Consider the following 23,242-nt stretch of genomic DNA (forward strand, 5'->3'; position numbering starts at 1 on the left):
TTCCGGCAGGCACCGGGCAAACGGCATCGCGCATCGGCGGGGCCGGCCCGGCATTCGGCGCCGACCTGAGGCATTGCGGCGACAGGTCCGGCCCGTGCGTTCAGCGGATCGGAACGTCGCAGGCTGCCAGGATCTCGGGGATCGCCGCCTTGACCTGGAAATAACCCCGGGTGGAGCGCGGCCAGATCGCCTCGTCCCAGGGCCGGCGCAGGCGCGCGACCGACGGCAGGGCGTCCGCCGACGGACCGACTGGCGCCCAGGGGGCGACGACGGGCGCACCGGCCGCGAAATCCTCGTCCGCGATGTCGGCCGGGCACTGGAAATGCGCCGCGGCTCGGGCCAGGGCGTCGGCCATGGCCGTGCGGTCGGCCTCGATCACCGGATCGGCCGCGCCGTCCGCATGGGCCAGCAGGCCGCCGACCCGAACGACGCGGGCGCCGTCGAGGGGCAGGCTTTCGGGGTGGAGGTCGTCGAGGTGGATGAGGAGCGCGACGTCGCCGCGCGGGCTCGGGTCGGCGGGCGCCAGCTTCGACACCGGTCGGGACGCGGGCTCGTCCAGTGGGTCGGCCACCTCTTCGAGGCCCTTCGGGTCGAAGCGGCCGTCGGTGTGGCGACGGATGTTGTCGGCCCGCGCCAGATAGTGCTTGCCCCGGGTGTGAAGGCCCGCGACCCACCGCCAGGACAGTGTGTTGCTCGCCGGGTCACCGTCGAGGAGATGGCGCATGAAGAAGTCGGCACCGAGTTCCCAGGGCAGCCGCAGCGTGAAGATCCAGATCGAGGCGAACCACATCCTGGCGTGGTTGTGGAGCCAGCCGAACTCGACGAGGTCGCGCGACCAGTCGTCGAACCCGTCGATCCCGGTCCCGCCGGCGACCGCCTGCCCGTAGGCCTTGCGCAGGCCCGATTCCCGCTCCAGCCGTTCGTGCCCGGCCACCACGCCCCGGCGGTAGTCGGCCCAGATGCCGGGCCGGGTTTCGAGATGGCCTTTGAAGTAGCTGCGCCAGACGACCTCCTGGACGAATTTCTCGGCCGCCGTCGATCCATGGGCGAAGAGGGCGGCCTCCACCACCTCCTGCTCGGTCAGGAGCTTCCGACGCAGGTGCGGCGACAAGGCGGTGGTCGTCGGCTCCGCCGAGGGTCCCCGGTCGGTGTTGCGGGTGTCGGTATAGGCGCGGCCCAGGCGCGGGGCGAAGCGCTCCAGCCGTGCGAGACCATCGGCGCGGGTGAGTCTGGCTGTCTGCTGCATGACGGCAAGGGTAGGGCGGCCGCGCGCGGGGGTGATCCGGACACGACGACGCGGCCGTCAGCGGTATCCGGCCGCCTGCAGTTCGAACAGCTCGGCGTAGCGCCCGCCTTGGGCCTGCAACTGCGCATGGGTGCCGGTTTCGAGCACCCGGCCGCCTTCCAGCACCAGGATGCGGTCGGCCATGCGCACGGTGGAGAAGCGGTGCGAGATGATCACCGCCGTCCGGTCCCTGCTGAGATCGCGGAACCGCCGGAACACCTCGAACTCGGCGCGCGCGTCCAGGGCCGCCGTCGGCTCGTCGAGCACCAGGATCTCGGCCTCGCGCATGTAGGCGCGGCTGAGCGCGATCTTCTGCCATTCGCCGCCGGAGAGGTCGACGCCGCCCTCGAAGCGCTTTCCCAGCGGCTGGTCGTAGCCGAGGGGCAGCCGGCCGATCACCCCGTCCGCGAGGCTGCGTCCGGCGGCGGCGGCGATCCGACCGGCGTCGTCCCGGGCCTCGATCCGGCCGACAGCGACGTTCTGCGAGGCCGTGAAGTCGAACCGCACGAAATCCTGGAAGATGACGCCGACGGCGCCGCGCACCGCGTCGAGGTCGTAGGCGCGCAGGTCGCGCCCGTCGAGGAGGATACGGCCCTCGGTGGGGTCGTAGAGGCGGGTGAGGAGCTTGACGATGGTGGTCTTGCCGGCGCCGTTCTCGCCCACCAGCGCCAGCACTTCCCCGGCCGACAGGCGGAAGCTCAGGCCACGCACCGCCCAGGTCTGCGTCCCCGGATAGCGAAAGCCGACATCCTCGAACACGATCCCCTCCGCGATCGGACGCGGGAACGGCGCCGGCGCGGCCGGCGACCGGATGGTCGGAACGACCGCGAAGAACGAGAACAGGTCGTCGAGGTACTGCGCCTGCGACGCGATCTGGGAGACCCCGAGCAGCAGGCCCTCGATCAGGCCGCGCAGCCGCTGGAACGAGCCGGCGAGAAACGCGAGGTCGCCGATGGAGAACTCGCCGGCCACCGTGCGCCAGACGATGGTGGCGTAGGCGGTGTAGTAGGCGAGCGTGCCGAGCGCGGCGAAGCCCCCGCCCCAGGCGGCACGGCGGATGGCGAGGGAGCGATTGTCGGCCACGAGCTTGTCGGCGATCACCCGGTAGCGGGCGGCGATGTAGCGCTCGAGGCCGAACAGCTTGACCTCCTTGGCCGCCTCCACGCTGGCGCCGAGGTACCGCAGGTAGTCGATCTGGCGCCGCTCGGGCGTCCGGGTCCAGGCCAACCGGTAGCCCTGGCGGTTGAAGTAGGTCTCGTTGAGGAAGGCCGGAACCAAGGCGCCGGCCAGCAGCAGGATCAGCCAGGGCGCGTAGGCCAGGAGGCCCGCGGCGAAGGTGGCCAGGGTGATGAGGTCCTGAACCTGGCCGAACATCTGCGTGATCAGGCTGGAGCGGCCGGTGACCTGGCGCCGCGCCCGCTCGATGCGGTCCTGCTGGGCGCTGTCCTCGAACTGCTCGAGATCGAGGGCGGCGGCGTGGCGCATGAGGCGCAGGCTGGCGGCGTTTCCGTAGAGATCGGCCACGAGCCCGTCGACGAGGGTGCTGAGCCGTCCGAGCAGGTCCGACAGGACCGCCAGCCCGAGCTCCATCGCCACGAGCCCCGCGAGGCGGGCGCGATGCGGATCGGAGATCCAGGCGTCCCAGCCCAACGGGCGCGGCCGCCCGTGCTCGACGACGATGGCATCGAGGATGAGTTTGGCGAGGTAGAGGATCAGGACGGGCAGGCAGGCGCGCACCAGCCGCAGGGCGAGGCTCGCCACGAGCAGCCGCGGGCTGGCGGCGTAGACGAGCCGGACCAGGGCCGGCAGGTGGCGCAGGGGCCCGAGGCGGCCGGCCGCGGCCCGGCGCAACCTCGCCGGATCGAAAAAGGAGCGTGAGAGCATGGCCGCGACCATGACGCGGACGCTTCCACGCGTCGATCCCGTCATCCGGTCGCAGCCGGCCGGCGGGTGCACGTCACGGTGCCCGAGTGTACGCCGGCGATTGCCGGTGGATGGAGGATGCGGCGGCGCGACGGCTCACCGATGCTCGTGGTAGCGTCCGGCACTATCGTTGCGTGAAGCGGAACACGATGCTCAGCGGTTCAGCCCTCGTCCGCGTCGCGGTCCTCGTCCTCGTGGCGGCCCTGCTCGCGGCACTGGTCCAGATCTTCTGGCCGTCGTCCGGCCAGGAGATCTCCCCGGTTCGGGACGCTCCGGCGACATCGTCGAGCCAGGCGCCGCCGGTGACCAAGCCGCCGCCGCCCGAGGTCCGCAGCGCGCCCGCCGGCCCCGACCTGCGGACCGCCGAGCGCCCACCCGAGCCGAACCCGGCGCGACCGACGCCCCCTCCTCCGGAACCGTCACCGGCGCCGGAACCGGTCCCGCAGCGCGCGGCTCCGACCGTGTTCGACCAGACCCCTCGCGCCGAGCCCGTCCAGGATGCCGCCGGCGCGGCCGCCGACGCCACAGGCCCGCGCGCGCTGGCGGTGGTGGACCTCAACAGCGCGAGCCTTGCCGAGCTGAACGGGCTGCAGGGTGGCGGCGCCATCGGCAAGGCGATCGTCCGGGGGCGGCCCTACGCCACCGTCGACCAGCTCCTGTCCAAGCGCATCCTCAGCCGGTCCACCTACCAGCGCATCAAGGACCAGGTGACGGTGCGCTGACCCGTCTCGGCGACGGCGGCGCGTGGACCGTGGTGCGGGACGAAACACGACGTCGGCGGCAGCCCTGAGATGTGGCGTCCCGCCGAGGAGCCCTCTACACTCCGCCCCCTGTAACCCGTGCGCCCGGATCGCGTGCGCCTGGACCTGAGAGGACCGACATGCTGACCCAACCCCGTGGCGCGATCCTGCGTGAGGATCTGGGCGTCGAGGAAACCACCAACTCCGACCATGTCGTGCGGTGGGACGGCGAGCGCCTCTATGTCGAGCACGACATCTATCACAACGGCCAACTGGTCCACCGCAAGTACCGCAAGACCATCACCGAGCCGGTGGCACGCGCCCTCCAGGCCCTCATCAACCGGGCGCAGCAGTAGGTCCCGCGGCCATAGGCTGCCTCTGGAACGGATCGGGTCGTCGACGTCGCCCCGATCCGGACCCCTCGACGATCGGACGGCGATCGGGGGGCGGGACGCTTCTACCGGCTCGCCCAGTCGTCGGCGGCGACGATGGCCGCCACCGGGCGGTTCCAGGTCGCCGGCTGGTCGTCGCTCCCCGAGCCGAGGGCGCATTGCACCATGACGCTGTCGCTCCAGCGGCCGTACTTGTAGCCCACTGCCGGCAGGAGCCCGACCCGGGTGAAGCCGCAAGCCTCGTGGAGGCGCAGCGAGGCCTCGTTCCGGGCGTCGATGTAGCCGATCATCTGCCGGTAGCCGCCGGCGGCGCAGGCCTCGATCAGGGCCGGTAGCAGGCGCCGGCCGATGCCGGCGTTCAGGTGGTCGTGGTGGACGTAGATCGAGTGCTTGAGGGTGTAGCGATAGGCCGGACGCTTCCGGAAGGGCACGGCGTAGGCATAGCCCGCCACCACCCCGTCCCGGTCGGCCACCAGATGCGGCAGCCGCTTCTTGCGCATCGCCTTGCGGCGGCGCTTGAGGTCGTCGGGCTGGAGCGGGTCCTCCTCGAAATCGCCGATGTCGCCGATGCCGCGGCGGATGTGGTGGGCGTAGATCGCCACCATCGCCGGCACGTCGGCGTCCGACGACGGCCGGATGACCACGTCCGGGTCGGACGCGACGGGCGGCCCCGCCAGGCTCACGCCCGGCCCTCGCGCATGACGTAGGTGTAGAACCGGATGGTGCCGTCGGCGGCGACATCGCGGAACACGCCCTGGATCTCGGCCTCGAACCCCGGGAAGAGGTTGGCCGAGCGCTCGAACATCTTGAAGTAGTCCAGCATGGGTTTGGCCCGCTCGTCCAATCGCTCGCCCGGAAGCACCGTGCCGATGCCCGGCGGGTAGACCAGAAGCAAGGTCGTCGCCACACGGCCCTCGGCCTCGGCGATGGGCACGTAATCGACGTTGTTGCGGGTGAGTTGCTGCACCGCTTCCTTGGGGGTCATCACCATCTCGGGCAGGTGCCCCGGCTCGAATTGCTTGCGCTGCAGCGTGCTGGTGCCGTGCTCGCGGTGGAAAGCGTGGAAATCCGCGCAGAGGTCGCGCAGGCGCACGCCCTTGTAGCGGTTGGGCCGGCGCCGCACGAACTCGGGCATGGCGTCCTCCAGCGGCACGTTCTCGTCGTGCAGGCGCTTGAAGGCCACGAGCCCCGAGATCAGCGTACCGGCCTTGGAGGATTCGACACCCGGCGTCAGCAGGAAGAGCAGCGAGTTGAGGTCGTTCTTCTCCGGCACGATGCGGTTCTCGCGCAGGTACTGGGCGACGATGGGGGCCGGCACGCCGTGCGCGGCGTATTCCCCCGTGCGCCGGTCGAAGCCGGGGGTGAGCACGGTGAGCTTGTTGGGGTCGGTCATGGCGTAGTCGGGCGCCACGTGGGTGAAGCCGTGCCAGGAGGCGCCCGGCGTCAGCTCCCAGTATTTCGAGTCGCTGGCGAGTTCGTCGGTGGAGATGCTCTCCCACGGCACCTTGCCGTCCGGTCCCTTCACCGTGTCGGGCACGAAGGGGTCGAAGAACCAGCGGCGCAGCGGGTCGCCCTCCTTCTCCTCGAACTCGCGGCGGATGGCGCGGACCTTCTTGCGCCACTCGATGCCGAGCCGAATGGTGTCGTCCCACAGCACCACGCCCGAGCGGCCCTTCATCATCTGCGCGCCGACATCGAGGGAGGCGAACAGCGGATAGAACGGCGAGGTCGAGGCGTGGACGAGGAAGGTCTCGTTGAAGCGCCGGTGCTCGATCCGCCGGGTCTGGCCGCGGATGTGGCTGTCCTTGGTATGGATCTGCGAGGCCTGGGAGAAGCTCGCGAGCTGCTTGTGGGTCGATTGGGTGGCGATGATGCCGGGCGAGGTCTCGTCGAGGTTCTTGAGCCCCATGGCGAAGCGGCCCGCGAAGAGCGGGTGGAACTTCATGAAGCCGGCCCAGGCCTCGTCGAAGAGGATGTAGTCGCAGAGGTGGCCGATCTTCTCCAGGATCATCTGGGCGTTGTAGATCGTGCCGTCGTAGGTGCATTGCTCCACCACCGCGACGCGGAACGGGCGCTCGCGCTTCCACGCCTCCTTGTCGGTGACCAGCGGGTTGGTGCGGATCTTTTCCCGGATCGCGGCCTCGTCCAGGGCCTCGTGGTACATCGGGCCGATGAGGCCGAAGCAGTTGCGGTCGGTCTCGAGAAAGACCGGCACGGCGCCGCCGAGGAACAGGGCGCCGTGATGGGCCGCCTTGTGGTTGTTGCGATCGAACAGCACGAGGTCGCCCTCGGCCACGAGCGCCGACAGGACGATCTTGTTGGAGGCCGAGGTGCCGTTGAGGACGAAGTAGGTCTTCTCCGCTCCGAAGATGACGGCCGCCTCCTTCTGCGCCTTGAGGGCCGGGCCCTCGTGGACAAGCAGGTCGCCGAGGTCGAGCACCGAGTTGTCGAGGTCGTCGCGGAACACCGCCTCGCCGAGGTGCTCGACGAAGATCCGCCCGATGGGCGAGCGGTTGTAGAAGATGCCGCCGTTGTGGCCCGGACACGTCCAGAGCTGGTTGCCCTGCTCGGCGTAATCCACCAGCGCGCCGAAGAACGGCGTCTTCAGGGTCTCGGCGTACTGCTTGACGCGGCTGACGAGGCCGCGGGCGATGTAGTCGGGGGTCTCTTCGGCGAGGAAGATGTAGCCGTCGATGAAGTCGAGCACCTCGACGGGGATGTCCTCCAGGCGCTTCCTTCGGACCATGATGACGATGGGCATCTCGAGCCCGCGCTTCCTCATGAGGTTGATCAGCGCCGCCGCCTTGCCGTCGAGCCCGCGCTTGCCCCAATCCACCACCATGCAGCCGATGGCGGCGTCGGTCTGGACCGCGATGGCCGCATCCTCGACGCGCCGGGCGCGCACCACCTCGAAGCCGAGCTTTTCGATGGAGGTGAGGATCTGCTGGACGCGCACGCCCTCGAGGTCGTCCGGATCGAAGTTGGGCGCGCACATCAGCACGGTGAAGCGGCGGAAGAAGTCCATGCGGGGGAAGGCTCCGTGGTGGGATCGTCACCGTTGCGACGCGGGATGACGCGGCGATGACGGCGTGCTGGTGATGGGCGCAATGCGCCCGGGGATCAACCGCGCCGACCAGCGACACCGAGGCGGCGGATGACGAGGAACACCGCGAGGGACGAGAGCGCGCCGATCCCCAGGGCGATGGTCGAGCCGTTCTCGAAGTCGGCGAGGAACAGGCCCTTGCTGTTCATGCCGAACACGCCCGTCACCAGGGTCGGCGGTAGGAACAGGGAGGTCAGGATCGAGAGGGTGAAGAGCTGTCGGTTGGTCTGCGCGGCGGTGCGGCCGGCGATCTCGTCCTGGAGCAGGCGGCTGCGCTCGGCCAGCACACCCATGTCGCGGTCGAGGGAATCGATGCGCTGGACGACGCGGGCGGCCATGGTCATCACCGCCTCCGGCAAGGCGTCGCCGTCGTCGTCGGTCTCGGCCTCCAGGCGGTGGAACACGGCGCCGAGGCCGGCGACCTGGCGGCGCAGGCGCACCGCCCGGCGACGGATCGGCGCCAACGGACCGGTGTCGTCGGCACCCGCCCCGTCGAGGATCCGGTCCTCGATGGCGTCGAGTTCCTCGGACATGCGGACGGCGCCCGCCTCCATCGCCTGGACGACGTGGCCGACGAAGAGTTCGAGCAGGCGGGCGGGCGAGGTGACCGTCAGGCCTGCCAGGGCGGCGTCGCGGGCGGCCTCCGCGCAGGCCGTGGCGTGTCGGCGCCCGCTGACGAGGTAGCCCTGCCCGAGCACGCAATGTAGCCGGCCGGTGGGTTCGTCGCTCAGCGCGCCGGCGAAATCCCGTTCGCGATCGGCGACGACGAGGCCGAACTCCGCTCCATCGACCACCACGCGCTGGTGGCCGTCACGGGCGAAGATCGCCGCGGCCAGACGCGGCGGTCCGAGCCGCCCGGCTTCGACGGAGCCGTGAAGGCGCGCATCGACGAGGTCGACGTGGAGCCACACGAAGCCGGCGGCGGCATCGAGCGGCGGCAGGTCGGCGCCGGTCTCGAGGAGCAAGGCGCGGCCCCGCCCGTCGAAGTGGAGCCCGAAGATCAGGCCGGGAAGGACGGCCTCGTCGGTGAGAAGTCGCGGCATCGGGCCCTGCCGGTTCCTCGCCGGCAAAGTGCCGAACCGTCCCCGGCTCCATCGCGCGTAGCGGCGACACCTTGATGACGCCCTTGCCGAGCCTGACCGGGCCGCCTCGCGTCGCCGGAAGACGACGCGGGCCGGCCCCTGTCGACCATGCGCCCTACGCCGGCGTGCAATCCATGCCGTTGCGGCGCGCGTTCTCGATGCAGTTCGCCTTGCTGGCGTAGGTTTCCGTGGAGGCGCCGACGATCCTGCCGTTCGATGCCGTGCGGCGCCACCGCCAGCCGGTCCCGCTGGCGTAGATCTCCCAGGTGTCGCCGTCGCGTCCCTTGCAGGTGCTCATCGATGTCCTCACGCAATAATAACTCTAGGTAGCGAATCAACCTTAAAGAATGTCGGCGTCGGAATCCAGGGGTGCCCGCCGCGGCGTGCGCGACGGCGGGGCGTTTCGCCGAACTGTCACATCGGCATGGTCTAAGCGCCCGTGGGACCTCGAGGCGTTGGAACGACGATGGATCACGGGCGGCAGGCAGGCACCTTCGACATCGAGGCGATCCGCAGGGAGGTCGCCGACGACTTCGACGAAGAACTCGAAATGGAGATGGAGGAGGAGCGCCTCGAACGCCTGGCCGACGCCGTCGCGGGCGATCCCCGCGCTCCGCAGATGGACCGCAGGCTCTACTTCCGCGAGCTGTTCCGCCTCCAGCACGAGCTCGTCCGGCTGCAGGATTGGGTCCAGTCGCAGAAGCTGCGGGTGGTGGTGGTGTTCGAGGGCCGCGATTCGGCCGGCAAGGGCGGCGCGATCAAGCGGATCACCCAGCGCCTCAACCCGCGCGTCTGCCGCGTGGCCGCCCTACCCGCCCCGAGCGAGCGCGAGCGCACGCAATGGTACTTTCAGCGCTACGTCGCCCACCTGCCGGCCGACGGCGAGATCGTGCTGTTCGACCGCTCCTGGTACAACCGCGCCGGCGTCGAGCGGGTGATGGGCTTCTGCAACGACGCGCAATACGAGGAATTCTTCCAGTCGGTGCCCGATTTCGAGCGGATGCTGGTCCGCTCGGGCATCATCGTCCTGAAATACTGGTTCTCGATCACCGACCAGGAGCAGGCCCTACGCTTCCAGATGCGGATCCACGACCCGCTCAAGCAGTGGAAGCTGTCGCCGATGGATGTGGAGTCCCGCCGCCGCTGGGAGGACTATACCAAGGCCAAGGAGGTGATGCTCGCCCGCACCCATATCCCGGAGGCGCCGTGGTGGGTGGTGGAGGCCGTCGACAAGAAGAAGGCCCGCCTCAACTGCATCGACCACCTCCTGACGCAGATCCCCTACGGCGAGGTCCCCCATCCCACCGTGGTCCTGCCCGAGCGGGTGCGACACGACGACTACGCGCGCCAGCCGGTCCCGTCCGAGATGTTCGTGCCGTCCCGCTACTGATCGGGGGCGGCTACGGGCAGGCCAGGCCGTACCGGGCCACGACGATGTCGCCCTGGCGGGGCGCGTTGAGGGCGAGCGGTGCGGTGCCGCCGCCGTCGATGTCGACCCAGCAGCGATCGCGCACGGCGACGACCGCATAGCGTGCGGTGAAGGCCGGCGGCTGCGGCGCCGCGAAACGGTCCCGTGCCCTGCACACGACGGACACCGCGATCTCGCCGGACCTGTCGTAGCGCAAGCGGCGGCTCGCATGCGCACGCACCGTGAAGGCGGGGCCGCCGTCCTGACTCACCAGGACGGTGTGCGGCGTCTTGTTGGCGACCGTGCGCAGGCACGAGGCCTCGCCCGGCAGGAGGCCGGCCAGAAGGAACAGGGCCGATCCGACGGTGAGGGTCGTGGCGGAAGATGGGCGCATGGCGCTGGACATCTCATCGAATGGGGAGCGGTGCGCTCTGATCGAAGACGCATCGCCCGCGCGGGCTGTCGGGCGGTGAACTCGCCCATCAACTTGCGCTAGGGTCGGGCGTTCCCGTCACCCTGTGCAGGCCATCATGAGCGACAGCCCCGAACTGCTCTTCGACGTCGATCCCGCCGGCATCGCCCGCCTCACCCTCAACCGGCCGCAGGCGCGCAACGCCCTGACGTTCGCGATGTACCAGGGGCTGATCGACCATTGCGCGGCGATCGATGCGGATACCGCGATCAAGGTCCTGGTGATCACCGGTGCCGGCGACCGGGCCTTCGCCGCCGGCACCGACATCGCCCAGTTCCGAAGCTTCGAGACGGCCGAGGATGCCATCGGCTACGAACGGTTCATGGACCGGGTGATGGGGGCGCTCGAACGGCTGCGGGTGCCGACCGTGGCGGCGATCGCGGGCGCCTGCACCGGCGGCGGGGCGGCGATCGCGGCGGCCTGCGACCTGCGCATCGCCACGCGCGACGCCCGGTTCGGGTTTCCGATCGCACGAACCCTCGGCAACTGCCTGTCGCTCGGCAACCTCGCGCGGCTGTCGGCCCTCGTCGGTCCGGCACGGGTCAAGGACATGATCTTCACGGCGCGCCTCATCGAGGGAGACGAGGCCTTGGCAATCGGCCTCGTCGGCGAGGTCGTGGCGGATGCCGCCGCCCTGCGGGACCGCACCGGAGCCCTCGCCACCCTGCTCGCGGGCCATGCGCCGCTGACCCTGCAGGCGACCAAGGAGGGCCTGCGTCGTCTCCAGGACGTCCACGACCGCACCGACGGCGAGCGCCCCGGCGATGACCTCATCCGGCTCTGCTACACCAGCGCCGATTTCCGCGAGGGAATGGAGGCGTTCCTCGCCAAGCGCGCCCCGAACTGGACAGGCCGCTGAAGCGCCCCCACCTCCATCCCCGCGACGACCGGACGCCGGACCGGTCCCGCCCTATCTCTTCGCGAACAGCCACGGGAAACCCGAGATCCATGATGAGATTCAAAGCTTACGGTGCCGCCCTCGTCCTGGTCGCAGTCGCGTCCGGCGGGGCTCTCGCGGACCAGCCCGGCCCCGACTGGATGACCGCCGATGCGGTCAAGCGCCAGATGCTGTCGTCCGGCTACTCGGAGGTGACCAAGCTGGAGGCCGACGACGGCCATTGGGACGGCGAAGGGATCAAGGACGGCCGCAAGATGAAGTTCGAGCTCGACCCGAAGACCGGTGCGGTCCTCGGCGAGATGCCCGACTGATCCCTGCCGGATTAGGCCGGCGTCATCCCCTCCGCCGGCTCCACGAAGTTGGCGACGATGACGGCCTTCCGGGCGCGGACGTGGGCGCGCATGAGGGTCGAGAGCGCACTACCGTCGCGGGCGCGCAGCAGGGCGATCATTCGGTCGTGTTCGTCGACGGCCTGGGCCCACTCCGCGGCGGTCTGGTGGACCGAGTAGCGGGAATGCTGGATGCGCCCCGAAAGGCCGGCGTAGATGTGGTTGAGGGTCGCGTTGCGGCTGGCCGACATCAGGCCCTCGTGGATGGCCCGGTTGTAGACGAAGTACTTCCTCTGGTCGCCGCGCTTCCAGGCCGCCATCATCGCGGCGTGATCCGCCTCGATCGCCGCGACCTCGTCATCGCCGATGATCGTGCAGGCGATCTCGGCCGCCGTGGCTTCGAGCCCGGCGATCACCTCGATCATCTCCTCGATCTCCGAGAGGGCGAGGCTGGCGACGCGGGCGCCGCGATTGGGAAGGAGTTCCAGCAGCCCCTCGGTGGCCAGGATCTTGATGGCCTCGCGCAGCGGCGTGCGGGAAATGCCGAACCGCTCCGTCAACTCGCCTTCGTTGACGCGCGAGCGAGGCGGTAGTTGGCCGGAGACGATCAGGTCGCGCATCCGTTCGACGACCTCGTCGTGCAGGTAGCGTCGATTGATACCAGGTGCGCTTTCAGTTCTTGTCATTTGTCAACGCGCTGGTACCGAGCCTTGAAACACGTTTTCGTGTGCAGCCATCGTTAGGCTTCAACCGACGCCGTGTCGAGCGGTACGTGCAGGGTCGAATACGCAGACCCGCATCTGCACGGAGGTATGCACAGGCGGCACCTGAGGGGTGTCTCGACGGACTGGGGTGCCACCCAGGGTCGAATGGTCGCACCTGCGGACCGCCTCGTGTCGGAGGTCAGCGAGACCCGCGCTTCTTCGCGCAGCCGGGGCCCCCGGCGTTGGCGCCAAGTGTCCGGGGCCGCCCACTTACCCAGCGAGCGGACGGCGTCAGTGAAAATCCTCGTGCCAGGTCCGGCCGTCGCGCTCGATCAGGGCGATGGCGGCGGTGGGGCCCCAGCTTCCTGCGGGATAGGGGCGCGGCGGCTCCGGCCGGTCGGCCCAGGCCTTGAGCAGCGAGTCGGCCCAGGCCCACGCCACCTCGACCTCGTCCCGGCGCATGAACAGCGTCGCGTTGCCGCGCACCACGTCCATCAGGAGGCGCTCGTAGGCGTCGGGGTAGCGCTGCTTGAAGGTCTCCTCGAACGAGATGTCGAGGTTGGTCGGCCGCAGCCGCATCCCGCCCGGCCCGGGGTCCTTCGTCATGACCTCGAGCTTGATGCCCTCCTCCGGCTGCAGCCGGATGACGAGGCGGTTGGGCTCGCGCCCGAACGATTCGGCGGGGAAGATCGAGAACGGCGACGCGCGGAACTGCACCACGATCTCGGAGAGCTTCTTCGGAAGCCGCTTGCCGGTGCGCAGGTAGAACGGCACGCCGGCCCAGCGCCAGGACTGCACCTCGAGCTTCAAGGCGACGAAGGTTTCGGTGCGGCTGAGGGTCTCGCCGCCCAGGTCGGTCCGGTAGCCCTCCACCGGCTGTCCCGCCACCGCGCCGGCGGCGTATTGGCCCCGTACGGTGACCGTCTGGACGTCGTGGGGGGTGATCGGCTTGAGGGCGCGCAGGACCTTCAGCTTCTCGTCGCGCACCGAGTTCGCGTCGAGGGTGAGCGGGCTCTCCATCGCCATCAGGCAGAGGAGCTGCAGCAGGTGGTTCTGCACCATGTCGCGTAGCGCACCGGAGGTGTCGTAATAGCCGGCGCGGCCCTCGACGCCGACCGTCTCGCCCACCGTGATCTGGACGTGATCGATGACGTCGGCGTTCCACAGCCGCTCGAAGATGGTGTTGGCGAACCGCAGTGCCAGCAGGTTCTGAACCGTCTCCTTGCCGAGGTAGTGGTCGATCCGGAAGATCTGCTCCTCGGGAAACACCTGGCCGACGGCGTCGTTGATGGCGCGGGCCGACTTCAGGTCCTTGCCGATCGGCTTCTCCAGGACGACGCGGGACTTCTCGCCGATCAGCCCGTGGGCGGCGAGGTTGCGGCAGATCGGGCCGTAGAGGTCCGGCGAGGTCGCCAGATAGTACGGCCGCACCTGATCGGGCCGCTCCGCGAGCTTGGCGGCCAGGGTCGCCCAGCCCTCCTCGCCGGCACCGTCCACCGCCACGTAGTCGAGGTGATCGAGGAAGGCGGCCAGGACCTCGTCGCGCAGGTCGGGGACGGGAACGAACCTCTTGAGGGCGTCGCGGGCTCGCTCGCGAAACCCCTCCGCGCTCATCTCGGAGCGGGAAGCGCCGATGATCCGGCTGGTTCCGGGGATCTGGCCGTCCTTGAAGCGATAGTACAGCGCCGGCAGGAGCTTGCGGGTGGTCAGGTCGCCGGTGGCGCCGAACACGACGCAATCGAACGAGGCGACGGGAATGATGGTGGCCAAGGGCGGCTCCTGGGCGTTGTCACAGACGGTTTTCGGCCATCGACGGAAGTCGGCACGGTGTCGGATACCGTGTCGTGTCGTGCAAGCGAAAGCCGCCGCGCGCCCGCGCCCGCTCCGCCCGGCCTCGAAGCCGGGCTATGCAAGCCCGTCGCCATCCGTGCCGATCCGTCACCCGGCCATGTAGGCGGCGAAGGCGTCCGCATGATCGGGGTGCCAGCGCGACAGGGCCGGCCGGTTCTCGATGACGTCGCCCGCCGCCCAGGCGATGCGTTTCTCGTCCTGGCCCCGCGTCGTCTCGTTGTCGGGGCAGAGGATGTAGAAGTCGCCCCGCTCCATGCCTGCGACCATGAACGAAACGGTCTCCTCCGGCGTCCAGGCGCCGTCTGGCTTGGCGGCCACGCCGCGCGCCCTGGTGAGGCCGGTGTAGACGAAGCCCGGAACGAGGAGGTGGGCGCCGATGCGGACGCCGTCGCGGTTGCGCAGGTCGTGGGCGAGGGCCTCGGCCACCGCCTTCACGCCGGCCTTCGAGACGTTGTAGGGCGTGTTGCCCGGCGGCGTGGTGATGCCCTGCTTCGATCCGGTGACGACGATGGCCCCGGTCTCTCCGCCTTCGATCATCGCCGGCGCAAGGGCGTGGATGCCGTTGACGACCCCCCACAGGTTGGTCCCGAGGATGCGCCGCCAGGTCGCGTCGTCGGAGAACAGGGTGCCGCCGGCCTCGATCCCGGCGTTGAGCATGACGAAGGCGGGCGGTCCGTTCGCGCAGGCGGCCTCGCGCAGGGCCTCCATCGCCTCGCGGCTCGCCACATCGGTCGGACGCGCATGGACGAGGGCGGGGCCTGCCGCGAGCCCCGCGACCTCGTCGCGCGCCGCCTCCAGCGCCGCCCCCGGGAGATCGGCCAGCCAGACCGTCATGCCCCGGCTCGCGCAATGCCTGGCGGCGGCGAGCCCGATCCCGCTGGCCGCCCCGGTGACGATGGCGGTGCGACCGGCGTGAAACACGTCGTCCATGGTGAAACCTTTCACGATCCCTGTCGCGGTCTCACATAGGTTCGCAGCCCGTCTCCGGCACCCCGCTCCGGCACCGGTCTGTCCGGCGACGGGACGGGCAGCGGGCTCGCGCACGGCGTGCAGGATGGGAATTTGGTAACCAGCCGCCGCGCATCCTTCCGGGCCTGATCGATCACGAGGCCTGCCCGTGTCTGCGCGTCGCGTACCCGTTTCCGCCCGCCTTTGCGTGGGCTTCTCCCTCGCCGTGCTGATGCTCGGCCCGATGGGTGCGCGCGCCGAGCCGGCGCCGCCCGTCGTCGCCGGTGCGGACGTGACGGCTGCCGCCAGGGCGGCGCCGGAGACGCCGGCTCCGGCGCCCTCGGCCGAGGTCAAGCCCGGCGAGCCGGCACCCGCCCGGAAATCCCGCGAATTGCCGCCCATGGTCATCGCCAGGGTCTCGGCCGATCCACTGCCGACCCTGGCGGCCTCGACCTTCCTCGATACCCTGCGCATGGCCGACCGCTACCAGGCCATGGCCGATGCCGGCGGCTGGGGCACCCTGCCCGCGGACCTCGTGATCAAGCCGGGTGCCCGCGATGCCGCCGTTCCGGCGCTGCGCCGGCATCTCGCCATGGTCGGCGATCTCGCCCCCGACACGCCGGTGTCGGACGCGCTCGACGCGCCGCTCGTGGCGGCGGTGATGGCGTTCCAGGCCCGGCACGGCCTGCCCGAGACCGGTCTCGTCGGCCGCCAGACCGTGGCCGCCCTCAACGTTCCGGCGCGGGTGCGCCAGCGCCAGCTCTCCGCCTCGGCCGCCCGCCAGCTCGGGTCGACCTTCGCGTTCGGCGACCGCTACGTCGTGGTGAACATCCCCGCGGCCACCGTCGAGGCGGTCGAGCGCGGTGTCGTGGCCCGTCGCTACGTCGCCGTGGTCGGCAAGCCGGACAAGGCGACACCGAGGATCGAGGCGCGCATCTCCAGCGTGAACCTCAACCCGACCTGGACGGTGCCGGTCTCGATCATCAAGAAGGAGATCATTCCGCGCATGCGCAGGGATCCGGGCTATCTCGCCCGAGAGCGCATCCGCATCCTGGGCCCCGGCGGCATCGAGGTCGATCCCACCACCGTCGACTGGGCCGGCGAGAAGGCGGCGACCTACACGCTGCGGCAGGATTCGGGCCTCGACAACTCGCTGGGCCAGGTGCGCATCGACATGCCCAACCGCCAGGCGGTCTACATGCACGACACGCCGTCGAAGTCGCTGTTCGCCCGCGACGTCCGCTTTCATTCCCACGGCTGCGTGCGGGTGGCGCAGGTGAAGGAACTGGCCGGCTGGCTGCTCGAAGGGACCCCCGGTCCCCACGGCGCCGGCTCGGCCTGGGGGCCGATCGAGATCGAGACCAGCATCGCCACCAACGAGCGCGTCGACATCAAGCTCACCAAGCAGATCCCGGTGACCTTCGTCTATCTCACCGGCTACGCCACGCCCGATGGCCGGGCGCATTTCCGCGACGACATCTACGGCATCGACAGCCCGGCCGCGGCAGCCGCGCCGGGTCCCGATGTCACCACTACGGGATCGGTGACGCCGCGCGCCTCGCCGAAGCCCGCCGTCAATCCTGCGGTCAAGCCGGCGCTCGGCCGGCCATTCCCGGCGGCGGAAACGGCTCCGATCCCGCCCGGCCCGATCCCGTCGCGGTCGGCCGGCACGCCGAACCGCTGAGGACGCCGCGCGGCCGGTTGGATCGGCCGGGGCCGCCGGGGTAGAGCTGTCCGTGCCGATCCCGCGACCGACCCGGAGACCCCATGACGTCCGTGACCCTGCTGATCGCCCGTGAACTTGGGGTGAGGGAGGCGCAGGTGGCCGCCGCGGTGGACCTGCTCGACGGCGGCGCCACGGTCCCCTTCGTCGCCCGCTATCGCAAGGAGGCGACGGGCTCCCTCGACGACGTGCAGCTACGGGCGCTCGAGGAGCGGCTCGGTTACCTGCGCGAGCTGGAGAGCCGGCGCGAGGCCATCAGCGAGAGCATCCGCGCCCAGGGCAAGCTGACGCCGGACCTCGCCGCCGCCATCGCCGCCGCCGACACCAAGGCGCGTCTCGAAGACGTGTACCTCCCCTACAAGCCCAAGCGCCGCACGAAGGCGCAGGCCGCCCGCGAAGCCGGTCTCGCCCCCCTGGCGGATACCCTGCTCGGCGCGCCCGAAAACGACCCGCTGCGGGTCGCCGTGGGCTTCGTCTCGGCCGCCAAGGGCATCGCCACGGTCGAAGAGGCCCTTGAGGGCGCCAGGGCCATCCTGACCGAGCGCTTCGCCGAGGACGCCGACCTCGTCGGGCGCCTGCGCGAGGATTTCTGGCGCTCCGGCAAGGCGGTCTCCAGGGTCGCGAAGGGCAAGGAGGCCGCCGGCGCCAAGTTCGCCGACTACTTCGACTGGAGCGAGCGCCTGGACCGGATGCCCTCGCACCGCATCCTCGCGCTGCTGCGCGGCGAAAAGGAGGAGTTCCTGCGCATCGACCTCGCCGCCGAGGGCGAGGATTCTCCGCCCGGGACGCCGGGGGCCTTCGAACTCGCGATCTGCCGCCGGCACGGCATCTCGGGCAAGGGCCGTCCCGGCGACGGCTGGCTCCTGGAGACCGTCCGGTCCGCCTGGCGCACCAAGATCCGGACGGGAATCAAGGTCGACCTGCGCACCCGGCTGTTCGAGAAGGCCGAGGCCGAGGCGGTGAAGGTGTTCGCCGCCAACCTCAAGGACCTGCTGCTGGCCGCCCCCGCCGGCGGCCGGACCGCGATGGGCCTCGACCCCGGCTACCGCAACGGCACCAAGGTCGCCGTCGTCGATGCCACCGGCAAGGTCGTGGCCGTCGAGACCACCTATCCGCACGAGCCCCAGCGCCGGTGGCAGGAGACGGTCGCCACGCTGGGCCGGCTCTGCCGCCTCCACCGGGTCGACCTGCTCGCGGTGGGCAACGGCACCGCCTCGCGAGAGACCGACAAGCTGGCGGCCGAGATCATCGCGGCCAACCCCGACCTGAGGATGACCAAGGTCTCGGTCTCAGAGGCCGGGGCGTCGGTCTATTCGGCCTCCGCGATCGCGTCGCGCGAACTGCCCGACCTCGACGTCTCGCACCGCGGTGCCGTCTCGATCGCACGTCGGTTGCAGGACCCGCTGGCCGAACTCGTGAAGATCGACCCGAAGTCCATCGGGGTCGGCCAGTACCAGCACGACATCGGCGAGGCCAAGCTGTCGCGCTCTCTCGCCACCGTGGTGGAAGATGCGGTCAACGCGGTGGGTGTCGACGTGAACACGGCCTCCGCCGCACTCCTGGCGAAGGTCTCGGGGCTCGGCGAATCGGTGGCCGCCAACATCGTCTCGCACCGCGACGCCAACGGCCCGTTCCGCACGCGCAAGGCGCTCAAGGCGGTGGCTGGCCTCGGACCCAAGACCTTCGAGCTCTCGGCGGGCTTCCTGCGCATCCAGGGCGGAGAGGACCCCCTCGACCGCTCGGGCGTCCACCCGGAGGCCTACCCGGTGGTGCGCCGGATCCTGGAAGCCACGAAGAGCGACATCACGGCCCTCATCGGCAACGACGCCGTGCTCGGCCGGCTCTCGCCAGAGGCCTTCGCCGATACGCGCTTCGGCGTGCCGACGGTGCGCGACATCATCGGCGAACTGGAAAAGCCCGGGCGCGACCCCCGTCCGGCCTTCAAGACGGCGAGTTTTCGCGAGGACGTGGAGAAGATCACCGACCTCGAGCCCGGCATGCAGTTGGAGGGCGTGGTCACGAACGTCGCCGCCTTCGGCTGCTTCGTCGACATCGGCGTGCATCAGGACGGCCTCGTCCACATCTCTGCCCTCTCCCGCAAGCGCGTCTCGGCGCCCTCGGAGGTGGTGAAGGCCGGCGATGTCGTGAGGGTGCTGGTGCTGTCCGTGGACGTGCCCCGCAAGCGGATCGCCCTGTCGATGCGGCTCGACGATCCCATCGACCGTGCCCAGCCCGGTTCCGGCCAGCGCCAGCCCGCCGGCCGGGTCGATCCACGCGCGATGTCGTCCAAGCCGGCCGAAAAGTCGGACCAGGGCGGGGCCCTGGCGGAGGCGCTGCGCAGGGCCACCGCCCAGACCGGCCGACGCTCCTGAGGATCGTGCCGCCGACGCGGGGCGCGGGATCGATGGCTCCGGCCGCCAGACGTAGGGCAATCGGGTGGACCCGATCACCCTCGGTTTCTGACTGGCCTCAAGCGCCGGCGGCCGCCTCCGCGACCTTGGCTATCGCTCCGCTCGACGCGTTGTAGGACGGATGTCCTACAGCGCCCGCTCCGCGGGGCGCTCTTCACGCCCGGACGATCGACAATCGGGTTTCACCCGATTGCTGTGCTTACCGACGCGACCGGCGTCGGCCCGACCGACGAAAAAAGCCGGCTCCAGGAGCCGGCTTCCACCTCGTATCGATAGAGGCCCGGGCCGTGAGCGGCCCGGGCGGTCCGCTCACTCCGCGGCGGCGGACTTGGCCGCGGACTTGGCGGCCTTCTCGGCCTTGCGGGCGTCCTTGGTGACCTTGGCAGCGTCGGCCTTGGCGGCCTTCTCGGCGGGGCGGTCGGCGCGCTCGACGATACGGGCCGACTTGCCGCGGCGATCGCGCAGGTAATACAGCTTGGCGCGCCGGACCTTACCGCGTCGGACCACCGCGATCGAATCGATCAGCGGCGAGTAGATCGGGAACACGCGCTCCACGCCCTCGCCGTAGGAGATCTTGCGGACGGTGAAGCTCTCGTTGAGGCCGCCGCCCGAGCGCGCGATGCAGACGCCTTCGTAGGCCTGGACGCGGGTACGCTCGCCTTCCTTCACCTTGACGTTCACGGTCACCGTGTCGCCGGGCTGGAAATCGGGAATGGTCTTGCCGAGCGCAGCGATCTGCTCCTGCTCGAGCTGTTGGATGATGTTCATGATATGCTCCGCCGCGTCGCGCCAGGCGCCCCGGCAAGGGGCACCCGCGTCAGGATTTCGGCATCCTGTTGTGAGTTGGCGCTGCCCATACAGGAGGAATCGCCCCGTGTCGATGTGGACGCCGGCGAAATCGTCCCGCCCCGCTCGGTTGAGAAAATCCCCGGCACGGTCCACATGACCTGTGGCGGCGGGTCGTTCCCGCCGCCGTTCCCGGCCGGCCTTGAACCGGCGCAGCGGACGAGGATCGAAGAGCCCATGTTCATCCAGACCGAAGCCACCCCCAATCCGGCGACCCTGAAGTTCCTGCCCGGCCGCGTCGTGCTGCCCGAGGGCACCTTCGAGGCGCGCGATGCGGATGCCGCCGCCCGCTCGCCCCTGGCCCAGCGCCTGTTCGCGGTTCAAGGCGTCAGCGGCGTCTATTTCGGCCACGACTTCATCTCCGTGACCAAGGCCGAGGGTGACGACGCCTGGCCGCAGGTGAAGCCCGCCATCCTCGGTGCCATCATGGAGCATTTCCAGTCCGGCGCCCCGGTCATGGCGGAAGGAACGTCGACCGAAGACGACGAGGCCGAGGAGTTCTACGACGAGGCCGACCACGACACCGTCGTCACCATCAAGGACCTGCTCGAGACGCGGGTGCGGCCGGCGGTGGCTAGCGACGGCGGAGACATCACCTTCCGCGGCTTCAAGGAGGGGATCGTCTACCTGGAGATGAAGGGAGCCTGCTCGGGCTGCCCGTCCTCCACGGCGACCCTGCGCAACGGCGTCCAGAACCTGTTCCGGCACTTCCTGCCGGACGTGCGCGAGGTCCGCGCCGTCTGAACGTCAGGGGATCCGGCATCCGGTCTTCGCCGCAGGCCGCGGCGAAGCACCTGTGCAACACCCCGGCCATTAACGCCCGGCACCGCCTCCTGCGGCGCTGACGCGGCGCCGGTTCTGGCCTACCCTTACGCTTGCCGCGGCGGGTCGACGTCATCGAGACCCGGTGCACCGTTGCCCGAGCGGGAGTCACGTTGCGTATCCTGGCCATCGACACGGCACTCGAATCCTGTTCCGCCTGCATCGCGACGGAGGAATCCGACGCGCTCCTGGCCGTCGAATCGATGGTCCTCGTCCGCGGACATGCCGAAGCCCTGCTCCCCCTGATCGAGCGGGTGGTGGCGCGATGCGTGGGCGGCTTCGAGAGCCTCGACCGGGTCGCCGTGACCGTCGGGCCGGGCAGCTACACGGGCCTGCGGGTCGGCCTGTCCGCCGCCCGGGCCATCGGGCTCGCCACGGGCATTCCCGTCGTGGGCGTGACCACGCTCTCCGCCCTGCTGGCACCCGTTCTGGCGACCCATGGCGAGGGCCTGATCGCCGCCGCCATCGATGCCCGCCACGGGTCCATCTACCTCCAGGCGATGAACCCGGCCGACGGGATCATCGTGCCCCCGAGCCTCGTGCCGCTGGACGAGGCCGCCGCGATGATCGGCACCAGGGCCACGCTGGTGGGGTCCGGCGCACCGATGCTGGCCGCCGCGATGTCCGCCCGCGGCGTCGAGACGACGATCGCCGGCACGGCCTCCCCCGACATCGCCTGGGTCGCCTCCCTCGGCTTCCTGGCCGATCCCGAACAGGCCCTGCCCCGTCCCCTCTACCTGCGCGGGCCCGACGCCACGCCCCAGGATCACGCCAGGATCGCCCGTCGATGAACCGGCCGCTGTCCCCGCTCTGGCCCCTCGACCTGTGGATGGCCTGGTGGTCGGCCTGGGGGGCCGAGCCCTACGTGGCGCCGCTGCGCGACTCCGGGCAGGCGCGCGCCCTCTCCCACCTCCACGCCACGGCCTTCGCCCGGCCGTGGGACGCGCACGAGTTCGAGCGCATGCTGTGCGAACGCGCGACCGAAGCGCATGCGCTCTGGCGCAACGGCGCCATCCAGGGCTTCGTCCTGTCGCGCAAGGTCGCCGACGAGGCCGAGATCCTGACCCTGGTGCTGTCGCCCTCGGTGCGGGGCGGCGGACTCAGCCATCGCCTCCTGCGCGATCACCTCGCGCATCTCGGGCAGGCCGGCGTGCGCAGCGTCCATCTCGAGGTCGACGAGGGCAACGTGCCCGCGCTCAAGCTCTACGCCCGCCACGGGTTCGAGCGGGTCGGCGAGCGGACCGGCTACTACGCCCGCAAGGACGGCAGCCGCGCCACCGCCATCACCATGAAGGCCTTCGTCGCGTGACCGGGACGAGGGGACGACCGGGCGGGCGATGACGCGGTTCGGCACCGCCCTGCGGCTCCTCGCCTGCGTCCTCGCCTTCGCGGTCCTGGTGGGCCCGCAATGGCTGAGCCTGCGCTTGGGCCGCGGCCGGGTGGCGGCCCACCTGCCGACCTGGTTCCACCGGCTCTTCCTGGCGCTGTTCTCGGTGCGGGTCACCCAGAGCGGGACGCCGCCCGCCGTGGGCGAGCCGGCCCTGGTGCTCGCCAACCACGTCTCCTGGCTCGACATCCTGGTGCTCGGCAGCCTGCGGCCGCTGTCCTTCGTGGCGAAATCCGAGATCGCCGGCTGGCCGCTGGTCGGGCTTCTCGCCAGGCTTCAGCGCACGATCTTCATCGACCGGGCCCGGCGTGCGGCCACGGCCGACGTCAACGCCGCCCTGGCCGAGCGCCTGGCCGAGGGCGACCTCATCGTGCTGTTCGCCGAAGGCACCACCGGCGACGGTACCCGGCTGCTGCCGTTCCGCTCTTCCCTCGTCGGTGCGGCGCGCGCCGCCATCGACGCCGAGACCAACAGCCACACCCGCATCCGGCTGCAGCCCCTGGCGATCGCCTACCCGCGCCGCAACGGCATGGCCGTGACCCGCTCCGAGCGCCCCGACATCGCCTGGTACGGCGATATGGATCTCGCGCCCCACCTCTCGGTCTTCCTCTCGGGTGGGCCCATCGACGTCCACGTGGTCTGGGGCGAACCGATCCCGGTGGAGAGCGGCACCGATCGCAAGCGCGCCACCGCCATGGCCGAGGCCCGCGTCCGCGCCGCTCTCCGGCGGAACCGGAGCGGTCGACCCGAACACACCCAGCCCCAACCCGCCGGGGGCCTGACGTCGGCGGCCGGCCTGCGATCCGAGCTGGCGTAGGCGGCGCGATCGGTCACAACGCGGGCGCGGGACGCGACCGTGCGGATGTGCTAACGCCCTGGTCATGAACGCCTGCGCGGGAGCGCGCGGCCTGCCGGTTC

Annotated in this window: 22 protein-coding genes; 11 read left to right on the forward strand and 11 right to left on the reverse strand. The window is 70.5% G+C overall.

Features of this window, described 5'->3' with window-relative positions:
• Positions 1-100: 100 nt before the first annotated feature.
• Positions 101-1,246: an FAD-binding domain-containing protein gene (locus ASG59_RS07550; RefSeq protein WP_056407825.1), complete on the reverse strand. Its 1,146-nt coding sequence runs from the start codon at positions 1,244-1,246 to the stop codon at positions 101-103.
• A 57-nt stretch (positions 1,247-1,303) separates the two neighbouring features.
• Positions 1,304-3,169, reverse strand: coding sequence for an ABC transporter ATP-binding protein (locus ASG59_RS07555; RefSeq protein WP_056408082.1), 1,866 nt, complete (start codon positions 3,167-3,169; stop codon positions 1,304-1,306).
• A gap of 188 nt (positions 3,170-3,357) precedes the next feature.
• Here ASG59_RS07555 and ASG59_RS07560 point away from each other — a divergent pair, with 188 nt between their 5' ends.
• Both ASG59_RS07560 and ASG59_RS07565 read left to right on the forward strand, forming a co-directional pair.
• Positions 3,358-3,930: a helix-hairpin-helix domain-containing protein gene (locus tag ASG59_RS07560; RefSeq protein WP_056408085.1), complete on the forward strand. Its 573-nt coding sequence runs from the start codon at positions 3,358-3,360 to the stop codon at positions 3,928-3,930.
• A 158-nt stretch (positions 3,931-4,088) separates the two neighbouring features.
• On the forward strand, positions 4,089-4,304 hold the full coding sequence (locus tag ASG59_RS07565; protein ID WP_055885887.1) for a hypothetical protein: 216 nt from the start codon (positions 4,089-4,091) through the stop codon (positions 4,302-4,304).
• Between the two features lie 101 nt (positions 4,305-4,405).
• Here ASG59_RS07565 and ASG59_RS07570 read toward each other — a convergent pair whose 3' ends face one another.
• The 4 genes from ASG59_RS07570 to ASG59_RS07585 form a co-directional block, all read right to left on the reverse strand.
• Positions 4,406-5,023: a GNAT family N-acetyltransferase gene (locus tag ASG59_RS07570; protein WP_056407828.1), complete on the reverse strand. Its 618-nt coding sequence runs from the start codon at positions 5,021-5,023 to the stop codon at positions 4,406-4,408.
• Positions 5,020-7,365 (reverse strand): Orn/Lys/Arg decarboxylase N-terminal domain-containing protein, encoded by a 2,346-nt coding sequence (locus tag ASG59_RS07575; RefSeq protein ID WP_055885891.1) that lies wholly within the window; start codon positions 7,363-7,365, stop codon positions 5,020-5,022. Before ASG59_RS07575 ends, ASG59_RS07570 begins: the two co-directional genes overlap by 4 nt.
• A gap of 95 nt (positions 7,366-7,460) precedes the next feature.
• On the reverse strand, positions 7,461-8,486 hold the full coding sequence (locus tag ASG59_RS07580) for a CorA family divalent cation transporter (RefSeq protein ID WP_056407831.1): 1,026 nt from the start codon (positions 8,484-8,486) through the stop codon (positions 7,461-7,463).
• 154 nt (positions 8,487-8,640) lie between these two features.
• Positions 8,641-8,823: a DUF1508 domain-containing protein gene (locus ASG59_RS07585; RefSeq protein WP_055885897.1), complete on the reverse strand. Its 183-nt coding sequence runs from the start codon at positions 8,821-8,823 to the stop codon at positions 8,641-8,643.
• A 168-nt stretch (positions 8,824-8,991) separates the two neighbouring features.
• On the opposite strand from ASG59_RS07585, the gene ppk2 reads away from it, so the two are divergent.
• A complete protein-coding gene (gene ppk2, locus ASG59_RS07590; RefSeq protein ID WP_056407834.1) occupies positions 8,992-9,915 on the forward strand; it encodes a polyphosphate kinase 2 in 924 nt (307 codons plus the stop codon).
• 10 nt (positions 9,916-9,925) lie between these two features.
• Here ppk2 and ASG59_RS07595 read toward each other — a convergent pair whose 3' ends face one another.
• Positions 9,926-10,327, reverse strand: coding sequence for a hypothetical protein (locus tag ASG59_RS07595; protein WP_156399154.1), 402 nt, complete (start codon positions 10,325-10,327; stop codon positions 9,926-9,928).
• 136 nt (positions 10,328-10,463) lie between these two features.
• Between ASG59_RS07595 and ASG59_RS07600 the strand changes: the two genes are divergently transcribed.
• Together ASG59_RS07600 and ASG59_RS07605 are read left to right on the forward strand one after the other, a co-directional pair.
• Positions 10,464-11,264, forward strand: a complete 801-nt coding sequence (locus tag ASG59_RS07600) for an enoyl-CoA hydratase/isomerase family protein (protein WP_056408089.1) — start codon at positions 10,464-10,466, stop codon at positions 11,262-11,264.
• Between the two features lie 89 nt (positions 11,265-11,353).
• On the forward strand, positions 11,354-11,614 hold the full coding sequence (locus tag ASG59_RS07605) for a PepSY domain-containing protein (RefSeq protein WP_347379679.1): 261 nt from the start codon (positions 11,354-11,356) through the stop codon (positions 11,612-11,614).
• An 11-nt stretch (positions 11,615-11,625) separates the two neighbouring features.
• On the opposite strand, the gene ASG59_RS07610 is transcribed toward ASG59_RS07605, so the two are convergent.
• From ASG59_RS07610 to ASG59_RS07620, 3 genes are all read right to left on the reverse strand, one after another.
• Positions 11,626-12,318 carry a GntR family transcriptional regulator gene (locus ASG59_RS07610; RefSeq protein ID WP_056407838.1) on the reverse strand — a complete coding sequence of 231 codons (693 nt, stop codon included), beginning with the start codon at positions 12,316-12,318 and terminating at the stop codon, positions 11,626-11,628.
• Positions 12,319-12,627: 309 nt separating this feature from the next.
• Entirely contained in the window at positions 12,628-14,106 is a 1,479-nt protein-coding gene (zwf, locus tag ASG59_RS07615; RefSeq protein WP_056284262.1) for a glucose-6-phosphate dehydrogenase, read from the reverse strand.
• Positions 14,107-14,274: 168 nt separating this feature from the next.
• Entirely contained in the window at positions 14,275-15,117 is an 843-nt protein-coding gene (locus tag ASG59_RS07620; RefSeq protein WP_055885912.1) for an SDR family NAD(P)-dependent oxidoreductase, read from the reverse strand.
• 187 nt (positions 15,118-15,304) lie between these two features.
• Here ASG59_RS07620 and ASG59_RS07625 point away from each other — a divergent pair, with 187 nt between their 5' ends.
• Positions 15,305-16,819, forward strand: a complete 1,515-nt coding sequence (locus ASG59_RS07625; RefSeq protein WP_056407840.1) for a L,D-transpeptidase family protein — start codon at positions 15,305-15,307, stop codon at positions 16,817-16,819.
• Between the two features lie 83 nt (positions 16,820-16,902).
• Entirely contained in the window at positions 16,903-19,230 is a 2,328-nt protein-coding gene (locus tag ASG59_RS07630; protein ID WP_056407842.1) for a Tex family protein, read from the forward strand.
• Between the two features lie 348 nt (positions 19,231-19,578).
• Here the strand turns inward: ASG59_RS07630 and rplS are convergent, their stop codons facing one another.
• The gene (gene rplS / locus ASG59_RS07635; protein WP_055885924.1) at positions 19,579-20,037 is read right to left on the reverse strand and encodes a 50S ribosomal protein L19; all 459 of its coding nucleotides are present in this window, start codon (positions 20,035-20,037) and stop codon (positions 19,579-19,581) included.
• A 255-nt stretch (positions 20,038-20,292) separates the two neighbouring features.
• On the opposite strand from rplS, the gene ASG59_RS07640 reads away from it, so the two are divergent.
• The 4 genes from ASG59_RS07640 (at position 20,293) to ASG59_RS07655 (ending at position 23,141) form a co-directional block, all read left to right on the forward strand.
• The gene (locus tag ASG59_RS07640) at positions 20,293-20,859 is read left to right on the forward strand and encodes a NifU family protein (RefSeq protein ID WP_055885927.1); all 567 of its coding nucleotides are present in this window, start codon (positions 20,293-20,295) and stop codon (positions 20,857-20,859) included.
• Between the two features lie 191 nt (positions 20,860-21,050).
• Positions 21,051-21,728, forward strand: a complete 678-nt coding sequence (gene tsaB, locus ASG59_RS07645) for a tRNA (adenosine(37)-N6)-threonylcarbamoyltransferase complex dimerization subunit type 1 TsaB (RefSeq protein ID WP_056407844.1) — start codon at positions 21,051-21,053, stop codon at positions 21,726-21,728.
• Positions 21,725-22,246 (forward strand): GNAT family N-acetyltransferase, encoded by a 522-nt coding sequence (locus ASG59_RS07650; RefSeq protein ID WP_055885933.1) that lies wholly within the window; start codon positions 21,725-21,727, stop codon positions 22,244-22,246. Before tsaB ends, ASG59_RS07650 begins: the two co-directional genes overlap by 4 nt.
• Positions 22,247-22,274: 28 nt before the next feature.
• The gene (locus tag ASG59_RS07655; RefSeq protein ID WP_056407846.1) at positions 22,275-23,141 is read left to right on the forward strand and encodes a lysophospholipid acyltransferase family protein; all 867 of its coding nucleotides are present in this window, start codon (positions 22,275-22,277) and stop codon (positions 23,139-23,141) included.
• Positions 23,142-23,242 lie beyond the last annotated feature (101 nt).

This window comes from Methylobacterium sp. Leaf466 (assembly GCF_001425565.1).
Lineage (GTDB): Bacteria > Pseudomonadota > Alphaproteobacteria > Rhizobiales > Beijerinckiaceae > Methylobacterium.

Coding starts and splice junctions, on each gene's coding strand:
- ASG59_RS07550 (WP_056407825.1), bottom strand. CDS start 1,246: ATGCAGCAGACAGCCAGACTCACCCGCGCCGATGGTCTCGCACGGCTG.
- ASG59_RS07630 (WP_056407842.1), top strand. CDS start 16,903: ATGACGTCCGTGACCCTGCTGATCGCCCGTGAACTTGGGGTGAGGGAG.
- ASG59_RS07640 (WP_055885927.1), top strand. CDS start 20,293: ATGTTCATCCAGACCGAAGCCACCCCCAATCCGGCGACCCTGAAGTTC.
- ppk2 (WP_056407834.1), top strand. CDS start 8,992: ATGGATCACGGGCGGCAGGCAGGCACCTTCGACATCGAGGCGATCCGC.
- ASG59_RS07585 (WP_055885897.1), bottom strand. CDS start 8,823: ATGAGCACCTGCAAGGGACGCGACGGCGACACCTGGGAGATCTACGCC.
- ASG59_RS07650 (WP_055885933.1), top strand. CDS start 21,725: ATGAACCGGCCGCTGTCCCCGCTCTGGCCCCTCGACCTGTGGATGGCC.
- ASG59_RS07595 (WP_156399154.1), bottom strand. CDS start 10,327: ATGCGCCCATCTTCCGCCACGACCCTCACCGTCGGATCGGCCCTGTTC.
- ASG59_RS07555 (WP_056408082.1), bottom strand. CDS start 3,169: ATGCTCTCACGCTCCTTTTTCGATCCGGCGAGGTTGCGCCGGGCCGCG.
- ASG59_RS07600 (WP_056408089.1), top strand. CDS start 10,464: ATGAGCGACAGCCCCGAACTGCTCTTCGACGTCGATCCCGCCGGCATC.
- ASG59_RS07560 (WP_056408085.1), top strand. CDS start 3,358: ATGCTCAGCGGTTCAGCCCTCGTCCGCGTCGCGGTCCTCGTCCTCGTG.
- rplS (WP_055885924.1), bottom strand. CDS start 20,037: ATGAACATCATCCAACAGCTCGAGCAGGAGCAGATCGCTGCGCTCGGC.
- ASG59_RS07610 (WP_056407838.1), bottom strand. CDS start 12,318: ATGACAAGAACTGAAAGCGCACCTGGTATCAATCGACGCTACCTGCAC.
- ASG59_RS07620 (WP_055885912.1), bottom strand. CDS start 15,117: ATGGACGACGTGTTTCACGCCGGTCGCACCGCCATCGTCACCGGGGCG.
- ASG59_RS07580 (WP_056407831.1), bottom strand. CDS start 8,486: ATGCCGCGACTTCTCACCGACGAGGCCGTCCTTCCCGGCCTGATCTTC.
- ASG59_RS07655 (WP_056407846.1), top strand. CDS start 22,275: ATGACGCGGTTCGGCACCGCCCTGCGGCTCCTCGCCTGCGTCCTCGCC.
- ASG59_RS07575 (WP_055885891.1), bottom strand. CDS start 7,365: ATGGACTTCTTCCGCCGCTTCACCGTGCTGATGTGCGCGCCCAACTTC.
- ASG59_RS07565 (WP_055885887.1), top strand. CDS start 4,089: ATGCTGACCCAACCCCGTGGCGCGATCCTGCGTGAGGATCTGGGCGTC.
- ASG59_RS07605 (WP_347379679.1), top strand. CDS start 11,354: ATGATGAGATTCAAAGCTTACGGTGCCGCCCTCGTCCTGGTCGCAGTC.